Here is a 12,884-nt window from a genome sequence, read left to right on the forward strand (position 1 = left end):
CACGGCTCCGTTCTCAGAATTCGCCGCAGCCGTGCTGGCCGTTCACCACCAGACAGTTGTTCAGGTTCGGCCGCGAGCGCACGCGCTTCCATTCGGAGGCGAGCGAATCGGCCGGTCCTTCGGACTGCTGCAAGGCAAGGATCGGCTCGCTCGTGCCGACGCAGACATTGACGCCGCCGAGATTGCTCTCGTAGACGAAGCTCTGCTCCTGCGCGGTGAAGAGCGGTTGCAGGCCGGTGCGGTTGAAGACCGCGCCTTCGAGAGGCGGGGGCGGCGGTGGAGGCGGCGGCAGGGGCGGGGGCGGCGCCATCACCGTGAGCGTGCCGGGAACGACGGTCACGTCGTAGCCCACGGCCGACGAGAACGTGCCGTTGATCGCGTATGTTCCGGGGGCGGAATTGCGGTTCGCCGGCGAGCTCATCGAACCGGCGAGCACGTTGCCCTGCTGATCGCCGCTCAGAAAGCGCTGCCCTGACGAGTAGCTGAACGGCTGGTTGTCCTGCCCGGCGTAACGATCCTGATTGCCGATATCGACGGTGATCGCCGGCCGCTGCGTGTACACGAAATGATTGCCGTTGCCCGACACGACATCCATCGACGGCCGGCCGTTCCAGCCGCACACGCCGCCGTAGACGCAGCCATAGAAGTTCGGCAGCGGGCCGCGCGGATCGATGCCGCCGCGGTTCTCCCCTTGCCACGTCATGGCCCACACTCGCCAGGCGTTGCCCGCGCCCAGCGTGCTCCCGTACGGATTGTCGAAGAATGCGTTCTCCATCACGAGGTCGATGCTCCCGCCCGCCTGCAGATTCAGCGGCGCGTTCGGCGCGCCGAGCGTGACCTGGCCGTTGTCGGAAATCGCGACGAGATTGCCCGTGAGCGTGCCCGGCTGGCCGCCGATCGGCACGACGCGGCCGTTCGCATCGACGCCGTTCGCGCTGCCGGCGCCGATCGTGAAGCTGCCCGCGTTCCTGAAGTTCACCGTGCCCGCGCCCGCGATGACGAGCGTATCGATGTCGTTCGGATCGAGCAGATTGAAGACGCCGCCGCCCGCGAGCACCAGCGTGCCGGTCTGAACGCCGCCCGGATCGCTGACCGTGCCGGTCGTGTCGAGCGCGAGCGTGGCGTTGGCCGGCAGCGCGATGCCGGAAGGCAGATCGATACCCTGGCTGCCGGCGCCGGTATTTTCGAGCGTGAGGCTCGTCGCGACCGCCGGACGCGTGGCGCAGCCCGCGCCGCCCGCGCACGGTCCCGCGACCGTGATGCGCCCGGTCTGCGTCGGCGAGCCGAGCACGAGGGTTTGCAGGCTGGTCGAGAAGGTCTGATACGTGGCGTTGTCGATGGAGAGGCCCGGCGTCGCGCTCGTGCCGAAGAGCGTGATCGGCACGCCGTTCAGCGCGGTCACGTTGAAGCTCGACGGATCGACCGATCCAGCCGAGATCGCGAGCGTGCCGCCCTTCGGATCGATCGAGCCCGCGCCGACGCGGCCCAAGAGACTCGTGGCCGTGCCGTTGTTGGACGCCCGCAGCGAGATGACGCCGCCCTCACCCGTCGTGATCGAGAACGGCCCGGCCGTCAGCGGCGGGAAGCCCGGCAGCGGCACGGCGCCGTATGCGATGCCCGCATCGGCGCTGGGCGTCGACCCGGCGATCGAAACCGTGCCGGACGGCGCGCTCGCGTTGATCGAGCCGTTCAACAGCAGCACCCCGTAAGTAGGCGAAGACGCGCTCGCGCCGGTGATGTCGTAGACGCTCGCGCTGCTGCCGCGTATGTCGATGAGACCGCCCGCGCTCGTGATCGACGCGCCGTTCGTCACCGTCACGCCGGCATAGCCGGGGCCGCTACCGGTGCCGTAAATGCGGATCGCGCCAGTGCCCGTGGTGATGCGCGCGGGACCGCCCGGCCCGGACTTGGACTGCGCGGCGTCGCCCAGCACCACGCCGCCGCCCGGATTCACTCCGGGATTCAGGCTCTGCCCGACGAGGGTGACGTCGCCGCTGCCGGTCGCGATCGTCGCGTCGTTGACTTCGATGCCCGCGCGCGTGCCCAGGAACGATCCGGCGGCGCCGGCTGGCGCGGGCATGGTGCCGCGGATCGTCACGGCGCCGCCTGTTGCCGTCGGCGTGTCGTTCGCCGCGCCCGTGCGCGTATCGATGTCGGCCAGACGCAGCACGACGCCCGCGCCGGTGGTGCTGGCCGGGCCGTCCGACGTGGTCACGGTGGCGCCCTGCCCGGTCAGCGTCACGTTGCCGCCGTTGGTCTGGATGGCGACGCGCGAGGCCGTGCCGTCGCCGCTCGCGAAACCGCCGACGAACACTTCGTTCAGCGCGTCGGCGACGAGGTTGAGCGCGCCGAGCGTCGAGGTGATGTTCGAGCCGATGGTGACGGAATCGGCGCTGTGCAGATCGAGCGTGATGTCGTGGCCCGACGTGTTCTGGAGCGGCGTTCCGATCTCGATATCGCCGCTCGTCGATGTGAGCGTCAGGTTGCCCGCGAGCGTCGAGCGGGTTGTGCCGTCGATCGTCCTGAAGGCGTTGGTGGCCGCATCGAACACGGTCCCGCTGCCACTGTCGAGCGTCAGGCTCGTGCCGCTGAGCGACGTATTGCCGGTGCCGACGAGCGTGACCGGCCCGAAGACGTTGTTCGCGTTAATCAGGGTGAACGTGCCCGGCCCGGTGAGCAGGAGCCCGACCGCGCCGATCGGTGCCGCCTGCGTCACGGGTCCGGCGGAATCGAGCGTGAGCTGCCCGCCCAGCGAAATGCCCGAGAGCAAGGAAATGCCCTGGCTGCCCGCGCCGCCGTTGGCGACCGTCAGATTGCCGAAGGTCGGCAGGCCCGCGCACGGCGCGGCGGCGCACGTGGCGCCGACCGCGATATGCCCGGTGTGCGACGCGGAGCCGATATAGATGTTATCGACGCTCGTTGTGAAGCGGGTGCCCAACGTGCTGTCGATGGTGAAGCCGCGCCCGGTCGCGCCCGTCACGCCGATGCTGATCGGCGCGGCATCGTCGGCGGCGATGTCGAACGTGGTCGCCGACACGCTGCCCGGCGCGAGCACGAGCGTGCCGTGGGGCGCGGCCAGCGTCGAGCGTGCATCGAGCGAGGTCGAGCCGGTATCGAACGCAATGGACGACGTGTTCGCGGCAGTGTTCGACGCGCGCAGCGTGAGCGTCTTCGTGGCCGTCGAGCCCACGCTGGAATCGATGATCTGCAGCCCCGCCAGCTCCACCGTCGCGCCGCCGGAGATGGAGCCGGCGAGCGTGATGTCCGAGCCGTCGAGGCTCGCGTTGACGAGCTTCACGCCCGAATGAAAGCGCGCATCGGCGCCCGACGCGGTGATTTCCGTGCTGTTGGTCACGCCGCGAATGTCGATCGGGCCACCGGTGCCGTTGCCGTTGGACGCGACGAAGAAGATGCCCCGGCCGCTGTCCACGCCGCCCGCCGAGGTCGAGACGCCTTCGTAGCCGTTGCCGCTGCCGTAGACGCGGATGCCGGGCAGGCCCGAACGCAGCGTGATGTTGCCTTCGCCCGCTCCCTCGATGGTCACGCCGCCGCCAAGCGGGCCATCGAGTGCCGCGTGGCCGCGAATGGTGATGCCGCCCGTCGTGGTGATCGGCATCACGGAGAGCGAGACGCCGTCCGCCCGTGCAACCGATCCGGAGGCGAGCGCGGTGCCGTCGATCGTGACGTTGCCGGAACCCGGCTCGATGCTGCCCGATTGTGCGGAGACGCCGCCCGCGCCGCCGCGTCCTGTCAGCGAGAACGCGCCGCTGCGAGACGTGAGCGTCGCCTGATCGAGCGCGACGCCGATGCCGTCCGCGGAGGTGCCGTCGATGGTTACATTGCCGGTCACCGAGCCGACGTCCGTGCTCGAGAGCGTGACGCCGCCTGTGAGACCGGTGCCCGTTACCGAGATTGCGCCAGCGGACGTGGAAAGCGTCGCGTCGCTGATGGAGACGGCGTTGCCCGCCGCCGAGTTGCCGATGACCGAGAGATTGCCGGTGGCGGATCTGAGCGCGCCGTCGGAAAGCGCCACGCCTTGCGAGGAGCCCGTGCCCGAAACCGTGATCGCGCCGCCGGTCGCATCGACGGTTGCGCCGTTGATCGCGACTCCGACGCCCGTGGACGAGTTGCCGGTGAGCGTGACGTTGCCCGTGGTCGTCGAGAGGCTGCCGCCGCTCATGGCCACGCCGGTGCTCGCGCCGGTGGTCCCGCCCGTGCCCGTCACCGTGATCGCGCCGGCGCCCGAACTCACGTTCGCGCCGGTGAGAACCACGCCGGTTCCTGCCGATGATCCCGTGCCGTTCAGGCTGATTTCGCCCGTCGTCGAAGTGATGCTGGAGGCGCGCGCGCTGTTGCCGACGCTGCCGCCGACCTTCACGCCGCCCGTCACGCCGTCGCCGGTCAGCGCGATCGCGCCGGTCGTCGTTTGCAGCGTGGACCCGCCTTCGACATTCACGCCGTAGCCAAGGCCGCGCGCGTCGCCGACCGCGTCCACCGGGGCAGAACCATTGATCGAGATCCGGCCGCTCGGCGCATCCGTGCCGATCTGGACGGCTCCGTCCCCCGACAGCGTATCCGTGCGCGTGCGCGTGTCCATGTTGACGTTGTCGACCACGACGCGCGGCGCGACGCCGCCCGCCTGCCCGCCTATGGTGACGTCGCCGCCATTGGTGAAGAACTGCAGCGGCGCATTGCCTTCCGATCCGCGCAGCAGGACTTGCGCGGTGCCGTCGGTGTGACCCGCGGTGTTCGCCGTCAGCACGACCGACAGCGGGCTGGCCGGCGCGGTGCTTGCCTGCGACGAGATGATCCCCGCCCCGCCGCTTCCCTCCGCCGTGCTGTCGATGATGATCGAGCGCGCGGCGAGCAAAGTCAGCGTCGCCGCGTTGCCCTGAAACTTGTCGATCATGCCTTGCAGCGTGATATCGCCGCTCTGCGTGCCGCCCGTCCCGGTATTGATGGTGACCGACGTCCCCGCGTTCAAACGGTTGTTGATCGTGCCGACCGAGATCGTCGAGAGGTCCGACGACGCGGAAAAATTGGGCCCACCGCCGCTGTCGATGCTGGTCGACGTGATCGTCACGTCGTACGGATCCAGCAGCCACGTTCCGCCTATGCCATGCAGCGACGATGCATCGATATTCGCGCCCGCCACATCCAGAAACCGCCCCGACGTCTCGATCAGACCGCCGTTGCCCGCGACGTTCCCGCCGCGCGCCGTGAGCGTGCCGAACACGCGCACCGCGTTCGTGCCGTAGACCACGACGTTGCCGCCGTCGCCGCTGTCGAGCGCATCCGCGTGGATTTGCGCGCCCGGCCCCATCCACACGGCATCGGCGTTGTGGATATCGGTTTCCTTCCCTGCGGAGCCGCCGCCCACGCGCACGCGCCCGCCGCCCGCACCGCCGCTCGCGTCGATGGTCGCGCCCTGCTGCAGCAATTTGCCCTCGTCATCGAACACGGGGCTCTTCAGTTCGACGTGATACCCCGTGATATCGATCCTGCCGCCGGAAAGGCCCGCGCCGCCGGTCGCATCGACGCTGCCCGCCACTTGCGTCAGGCCCGCGTTGCCGCCATCGAGCACGATGCGCCCGTTGCGCTCCGTCACGCTCCGCGCGCGCACCGTGCCGGTCTGGTTCAGCACGGTCGAGGCGAGCGCATCGGCGGTCTGCACCGACATCATCACCTGGCCGCCGTCGGCCTGAAGCACGCCCGAGTTGCTCGCGAGCGCCTGCGCCGCCGGGCCGTCGATCTTGAGCATGGTGAGGCCGTCGCCCGCGAAATCGAGCGTGATGTCGCTGCCCGCGCCCATCGCGACGGTGCCGAGCTTCGCGCTCACCGTGCCGCTGTTGTCCACCTGCGCGCCGAGCAGCGCGACCGTGCCGCGCTCGCTCGCCGTGATCGTGCCTTCGTTGCGCACGAGCCCGCCCGCGTTCTGCGCGCTCGTGAAGCGATACTTGCCCGCGAGAAAATCGCTGTCCGAAATGCCGAGCGTGGAGGCGACGATCGAGCCCACGTTCACCGACGCGCCGTGCGTGAACAGCACGCCCGCCGGATTGACGAGAAACACCCGCCCGTTCGCGTTGAGATGCCCGGCGATGTTGCTCGCCTCGCCGCCCGTCACGCGATTGAGCAGCACCGCCTGCGGCGAAGGCTGCGCTATGTTCACCGTCTCGTTCCCGCCGATCGAAAACGAATTCCAGTTGACGATGCCCTTCTGCATGCCCTGCGTGATCGTCATCGTGTGCGGATCGGGCTGGCTGATGCTCACGTTGCCGGTCACCACCTGCCCGCCGCCTGGCAGCGCGAACACGCCGGGCGCGGCCACCAGCGCGATGAGCGGCAACAGCGCGGCCGGCTTGACGTCGATGCCCGCATGGCGCGCCGCGCGCCTGGCAAGCCGCCGGATCGCTCGCTCCCACTCCCGGCGATGCCGGCGGGTCCGAAGGCTGATGTCGTCGCTCATGTCGAACTCCTGTCTGACCGCTCCGATGCGGCGTTGATCAGCTAAAACGATTTGGAAACCTGAACATATACGCGCGGCACCTTGTCATCGCCGGTGCTGTCGGCGCGGGTGGTGCGCCACGCCACGCTGGCGTCCACGGTGATGCCGTAAGGCGCGTTCCAGAAGACGCCCAGGCCCGCCCCGCTGCGCGTTACGGTGTTGGCGCCCTGTCCCGGGACCGAGCGCGCGTTGTAGCGGCCCACGCCGATATCGAAGAAGGCGGAGAGCGTCAGCGTCGGAATCACGGCGTAGCGCAACGAGGCCGTCGCGACCAGCCCTTCGTCGACGATCGCCTCCGACGGCGAGTACGCGCGCACCGCCTTCGGCCCGCCGAGCGCGAAGCGCGACGAGCTGTCGAGATTCTGGTTGGCCCACTGCCCCGACACGCCGACGAAGAAGCTCGTCTTCGGCGTGATCGCATTGAGGCGGTTGGCCTGCATGATCATGCGCACGCTGTTGCCCGCGGTATCGCGTCCGCCCGGACCCTGATCGATCAGCTGCCCGGCCGTCGAATCGATATTCAGGTGTGCGAAGGCCAGTTGCAGGTCGGCGCTGTTGAAGCCGCCGCCAAGAAAGCTGTCGCGGCTCTCGTACGACAGCCCGACGCTCGCCACATACAGCTTCTGCGGATTGTCGAAGTTGACGGTATCGATCTTGTCCGTGAGCGAGCGATACTCCAGCGCGCCGCGCAGGAGCAGGTTCTGGCTGCGCGAGCGGATCAGCGGATGCGTGACCGACGCCGTGACCACATCGGCATTGCCGTGCGCCTGCAGCGCCGAGAAGTCCTGCCCGAGGTAGTAGTAAAGATGCGAGTACGCGATCCCGAGACGCGTGCCGTTGGCGTCTATCGGCGCGTCATAGCCGACGCGCCCGTAGAGCGTGTCGGCGCGCTCGGCGGCGAGCAGGTTCACGTCGAGGTTGTCGCCTATGCCGAATGGCGACGCCAGCCGGCCCACCGCGCCCAGACGCCAGCGTCCGGCGGGCGCGGAGCCGTAGTTGTCGCCGGCGAGCGCGAAGTCGTAGCGGCGCGCGGCCTCGACGGTCACGTTCAGATCGACGGTGCCGGGCGCGCTGCCCGACTCCAGCGCCGAGCTCACCTTGATGCCGGGCACGTCCGAGAGCAGCAGCATCGTGCGTTCGAGCTCGCCTTGCCTGAGCGGCTTGCCCGGCTCGATCGCGGCGAGCCGCGCGCGCACGAGCGACTCCTTGATCGGCGCGCCCGGCGCCAGGGTCAGCCGCACGCGCCCGATCTTGCCTTCGAGCACCGTGAAGGTGACATCGCCCTCGGTCACGTCCTGCGGCGGAATCACGACCTGCGCGAGCGGATAGCCGCGATCGCGATACACCTGCGCGACGCGCGCGGCCATCGCGTTGAGATCGTTGATGGACACTTCCTGACCGATCCTGTCGGCGACGGGCGCGAGCAGCGTGTCGGCGGGCAAGGTCTCGTTGCCCGCGAGCCGGATGCTCTTGAGCACGAACTTCTTGCCCTCGGGCACGGGCTCGGGCGGCGCGATCGGCGCGGGCAGCGCGTTGGCCCCGCCGCCGGGCGGCGGCGCGGTGACGGGCGGGCGCGGCTGCTCGTTGAGCAGCGTGCCCGCGCTCGGCACCTGCGCCGTGCCGGGCAGCGGCACCTGCTGCGCCCACGCCGTGATCGCGCTCGCGCAGGCGAGGCTCGCGCCCGCCATGCGCACGAGACGGCGCGGACGCAGACGCGAAGGCAAACGCCGGGCGGGAAGTTCGGTTTTCATGGCATGGTTCACGGCGACATCCTCATCGGGACCGGCGCGGCACGGCGTCGGACGAAACTCAGCGGGCGACCGAAAGCCGCCAGTTGCCCATCAGATCGAACGGCGCCCAGTAGAACGGATGGGCGAAACGGCTGTTGGCGAGCACCGCGAGCTGGGCGTCGCGCATCGCGTCGATCGCCTGCTCGCCCTTCGTGAGCGAGCCATAGAACGTGCGCATCGTGAGTTCGGTCGATTCATCGGCGACCGGCCACATCGACACCAGCAGCGCCGACGCGCCCGCATAGAAGAACGCCCGCGTGAAGCCCATGATTTCGTCGCCGCGCCCGACGCGCCCGAGCGCCGTCTCGCACGCGGACAGCGTGACGAGCGCCACCGTGTCGAGCTTGAGGTTGTAGATGTCGGCGGCGAGCAGCGGGTCGGGGCCATCGGCGGGCTGGCTCGAAGGCGCGAGCAGAACTCGCGAATGCAGCGGATCGATGGTGTCCGCCTGCGCGTGCGTCGCCACATGCACGATGCGGCCGGCCGGCGCGTTGTCGTCGAACGCCTTGCGCGTCACGTCGCTGCGCAGGAAGGTCTCGTTGCGCGCGAACAGCGGGCCGATGGCGCGCACTTCCGCCTCCGCCGACGGCAGTTCGTACTCCGGCCCGATGCGCGGATTGCCGAACGCGACGAGATTGCTCGCGATATGCTGCTGACGGCGCACGAGCTGCACCGCGACGCTCGCAGAAGGCGCGAGCGAGATCGCGTGACGCTGGATCAGAAAGCCCTGTGCATTTTTGAGCGCCTGGAACGGCATGTAGTGCAGCGCGCCGTTTGGCACGATGATGAGCCGCTCGTCGGCACGCAGGTCAAGCGGCTCGATCAGCAGCGCATCGAGCTTCGTGCCGTAGGCAATCGCCTGCGGCTTGCCGCGAATGATCGCGTTGCGAAAGTCGCTCACGGCGAGCGTCATGTCGTGGCGCTTGATCGGCAGCGTGAAGCCCGCGATGCCATCGGCGCGCACGACCCACGCGATCATCCGGTCGGGCAGCCCGTGATATTCGACGATCGCCTCGCCGGGCGCGAGCGTGGCGCGCACGTCGGCGAGCGAAAGCGTGCGGCCGTTGAGCTGCGTTTCATCGACGTTCTTGTCGAGCCGGTTGCGCACCACGTCGAGCAGCGCGCGGCTGCGGCTGCGTTCCGACAGCGTCCACGCGAGCGGATAGTCGCCGTCCTCCACGACCAGCGCGATGGTTTCCTCGAAGACCGTCTGCGTGTCGGAGAAGAGGCCGGTCTTGAACTCGTCGCTGCGAAAGCGCGCGCGGATCGATTCGGAATCGTCGAGCGCGGCGAGCCACGCATCGCGGGCTTCCTTGCGCTTACCGAGCGCGAGATATGCGCGGCCCATGCCTTCGTGCGCCCACAGATTGTCGTAGCTCGCATCCGATCCGCCCTTCGCCGCACTCGCGGAGAACGCGGCGAGCGCCTGTTCGGGCTTGTTCTCGGCGAGCAGCAGATTGCCTTCGATGCGTTTCCTGAGCGGCGCGAGCAGCGTGCCGTCGACATCGCCGGTCTGCTCGAAGGTCGCGCGCGCGCCCGCCGCATCGCCGCTCGCGATCTGCGCATTGGTGATCGACAGCAGCACCAGCGGCCGATAGCGCGGCGAGGCCGCATCCAGCGCCGCGCGATATTCGGCGAGCGCCGCCGCCGCATCGCCGCGCCGCGCCGCGATGTCGCCGAGCACCTTGTGCGCGGGCGCGAGCACTTGCTGCGGATTCTTCTCGCCCGCGGCGAGCGCTTCTTTCGCGTAGCGCGCGGCGTCGTCGAGATCGCCCGCGTAGCTGTAGGCGATCGCGAGGTCGCGGCGCGACAGCGCGGCGAGATTAGAGTTGTCCGTCTCCTTCGCGACGACGAGCGCGCGCGACGCCGCCTCGATGCTCTCGCGGAAGTCGCCGCGCTCCGCCGCCGCCACCGACATGCTGCAGTACGCATAGCCGTCGAGCTTGACCTGATCGCGCGCGAGCAGCAGTTGGCCTTCCTTCGAGAGCGTCGCGATGGTTTCGGCGTCGCGCACGCGGGCTTCGGCGTCGCGCGCCGCGCTCGTGAGCGGCGCGCCTTGCGCGGCATCCGATGCAGACGCGGCGTGCGTTTCCTTCGTGTCCGGCGCGTTGCGCGCGCCTCGCGCGGGTTGTCCGGCAGGCGCGTCGTTCTGCGCGAGCTGCATGCCCGGTTCGTGCAGATCGTTCGACGCGAGCTGAATGCTGGCGGCATCCGGTGCGCACGCCGATCCGGCAGCGCGCAGCGTGGCCTGCGCATGAACGGCGGGCGAACCCAGCGCCAGCATCGTAAGCAGCGCGAACAGAATGTCGACCCGTTTGCCCGCGCCGCTCATGGGCGCGTGTGCATCGGCCTCGATACAGGCCGACGCGATCCGCTCGATCGGTTTCACAGATGCGCTCCTCGATGGACCCCGGCTTTTGTTTCGACGCGAGCGGCAAACGTTCGCGGCGGTGTCACGAGTAGACGATCCATTGCGGCCGGTTTGAAAAATGCAGCGGCGCCGTTCGTCTGCTGCTGTGTTGGCAGGCATACGGACGAACCATGAGCAACGTCGAGCCGATTTCACGCTTCGGGCGCTTCATGCGCTTCATTGCCGCGCGCGCCGTCGCGCCTTTCGTCCTGATGTGCGCGTTCGCCGTCACGGCGTGCAAGTCGCCGCCGCCGCCTCCACCTCCGCCGCCGACGATCGTGCATATCGACGTAAACGCCATCGATAAGGTCAATCCGGATCGCAGCGGCCGTCCCTCGCCCGTGCTCGTGCGCGTGTACGAGCTGAAGGCGACCGCCGCCTTCGACAGCGCCGACTTCTTCACGCTCTACGGCAAGGATCAGGCGACCTTGGGCGCGGATCTCAATGCGAAGAACGAGTTCCTGCTCAAGCCCGGCGATAAACAGAGCGTCGAGCAGCCGGTGCAGCCGGGCACGAAGTTCATCGCGGTCGTGGCGGCGTATCGCGATATCGAGCGCTCGCGCTGGCGGGCGACCGCGCCCGTGCCGCCGAACCAGACGACGATCATGAGCGTGAGCATCGACGCCGCCGATGTGTCGATCGCAGCGAAGCCTGCTCCCGCGCCGCCGCCGTCAAAGAAGAAGGCGAAGTGAATCCGCCCCCGCGCCGCTTTGCAAATTCGCGCCGCTGGATCGTTCTATGAGCGGAGCGCTCGCGCCATGCTGCGGCAATGCGCGAGCGGAACGCCGAACCCACGCGAAGCGGATACGCCACCATGACCTGGCACCAACGCATGATCTGGTCCGAGGGGCTGTTTCTCGAACCTCAGCATTTCCAGCAGCACGACCGCTTCATCGAGCATCTCGTGCGCTCGCATGCGCGTGCGACCGAGGCATGGTCGTGGGGCTGGGCGTCAGTCATGCTCGATGAAGTCGCGCTCGGGCTCGGCAAGATCGCGCTCGCGCAGGCGTTCGGCGTGCTGCCCGACGGCACCGGGTTCTCCTTTCCCGACGACTTCCCCGCGCCGCCGCCGCTCGACATTCCCGCCGGCGCGCGCGACGAAACCGTGCTGCTCGCGCTGCCGCTGGAACGCTTCGGCGCAAAGGAGTTCGATCCCGACGGCACGGCCCCGGTGATCAACGGTCACGCCGACGCATTGCGCTATCGCACGACCGACACCGCCGTCGCCGATGTCACGACCAGCACCGACCGCGTCGCCGAGATGCGCGTGGGCGCGCCGAACCTGCGGCTCATGCTCGCGCGCGACGCCACCGACGCGTTCGCGACCATCGGCATTGCGCGCGTGTTGGAACGGCGCGCGGACAATCGCGTGATGCTCGACGCGCGCTATGTCCCGCCGATGCTCCACGCGCTCGCCGATGCGCGTTTGCTCGGCCATGCACAGGAAATCGCGGGGCTGCTGCATCAGCATGCGGACCGGCTCGCGCGGCATATCGCCAATCCGGGGCGCGGCGGTGTCTCCGAGATCGCGGACTTCCTGCTGCTGCAAACGCTGAACCGCTTCGAGCCGCAGTTCGCGCATCTGCTGCAGGTGCCGCTCCTGCATCCCGAACGCCTCTATCAGACGACGCTCGCGCTCGCGGGCGATCTCGCCGCCTTCGACGAGCGCCGCCGCGTGCTCGCCTATCCGCCGTATCGCCACGACGATCTCGCCAGTTCCTTCGAACCGCTCATGCGCGACGTGCGGCAACTGCTCGCGCAGGTGCCGGAGCCGAACGCCATCGCGATCGAATTGCAGAGCAGGAAGCCCGGCGTGCGCGTCGCCGTCATCAACGATCTCGAACTGCTGCGCACCGCCGGCTTCGTGCTCGCCGCGAGCGCGCAGATGCCGGGCGAGGCGCTGCGCACGCGCTTCCCGACGCAGGTCAAGGTCGCACCCGCCGAAAAGCTGCGCGATCTGGTGAATCTCGCGCTGCCGGGCATCGAATTGCGCGCGATGCCGGTCGCGCCGCGTCAGATTCCGTTTCACGCGGGCTATTCGTACTTCGAAATGGATCGCGGCGGCGAACTGTGGAAGGAGCTGGAGCAGACCGGCAATCTGGCGATGTACATCGCGGGCGAGTTTCCGGCGCTGGAACTGGAGTGCTGGGCGATCCGCCACTGATCATTAGGTTTCCCG

At 68.9% G+C, this 12,884-nt stretch carries 5 protein-coding genes; 2 read left to right on the plus strand and 3 right to left on the minus strand.

Going from position 1 to position 12,884, the window contains the following annotated elements; all coding sequences use genetic code 11:
* Positions 1-13: 13 nt before the first annotated feature.
* Genes ACEN42_RS35930 through ACEN42_RS35940 form a run of 3 tightly spaced genes read right to left on the minus strand, consistent with a single transcriptional unit; the run spans position 14 to position 10,684 of the window.
* A complete protein-coding gene (locus tag ACEN42_RS35930; RefSeq protein ID WP_371882409.1) occupies positions 14-6,466 on the minus strand; it encodes a filamentous hemagglutinin N-terminal domain-containing protein in 6,453 nt (2,150 codons plus the stop codon).
* A 41-nt stretch (positions 6,467-6,507) separates the two neighbouring features.
* A complete protein-coding gene (locus ACEN42_RS35935; RefSeq protein ID WP_371882410.1) occupies positions 6,508-8,256 on the minus strand; it encodes a ShlB/FhaC/HecB family hemolysin secretion/activation protein in 1,749 nt (582 codons plus the stop codon).
* Between the two features lie 58 nt (positions 8,257-8,314).
* Entirely contained in the window at positions 8,315-10,684 is a 2,370-nt protein-coding gene (locus tag ACEN42_RS35940; RefSeq protein WP_371882411.1) for a CHAT domain-containing protein, read from the minus strand.
* Between the two features lie 152 nt (positions 10,685-10,836).
* Here ACEN42_RS35940 and tssJ point away from each other — a divergent pair, with 152 nt between their 5' ends.
* Both tssJ and tssK read left to right on the plus strand, forming a co-directional pair.
* On the plus strand, positions 10,837-11,397 hold the full coding sequence (gene tssJ / locus ACEN42_RS35945) for a type VI secretion system lipoprotein TssJ (RefSeq protein ID WP_371882412.1): 561 nt from the start codon (positions 10,837-10,839) through the stop codon (positions 11,395-11,397).
* Positions 11,398-11,519: 122 nt separating this feature from the next.
* Complete coding sequence (tssK, locus tag ACEN42_RS35950; protein WP_371882413.1) at positions 11,520-12,869, plus strand: type VI secretion system baseplate subunit TssK; 1,350 nt, start codon at positions 11,520-11,522, stop codon at positions 12,867-12,869.
* Positions 12,870-12,884 lie beyond the last annotated feature (15 nt).

It is taken from the genome of Caballeronia sp. S22 (genome assembly GCF_964261745.1).
GTDB lineage: Bacteria > Pseudomonadota > Gammaproteobacteria > Burkholderiales > Burkholderiaceae > Caballeronia > Caballeronia jiangsuensis.

Coding starts and splice junctions, on each gene's coding strand:
- tssK (WP_371882413.1), top strand. CDS start 11,520: ATGACCTGGCACCAACGCATGATCTGGTCCGAGGGGCTGTTTCTCGAA.
- ACEN42_RS35935 (WP_371882410.1), bottom strand. CDS start 8,256: ATGAAAACCGAACTTCCCGCCCGGCGTTTGCCTTCGCGTCTGCGTCCG.
- tssJ (WP_371882412.1), top strand. CDS start 10,837: ATGAGCAACGTCGAGCCGATTTCACGCTTCGGGCGCTTCATGCGCTTC.
- ACEN42_RS35930 (WP_371882409.1), bottom strand. CDS start 6,466: ATGAGCGACGACATCAGCCTTCGGACCCGCCGGCATCGCCGGGAGTGG.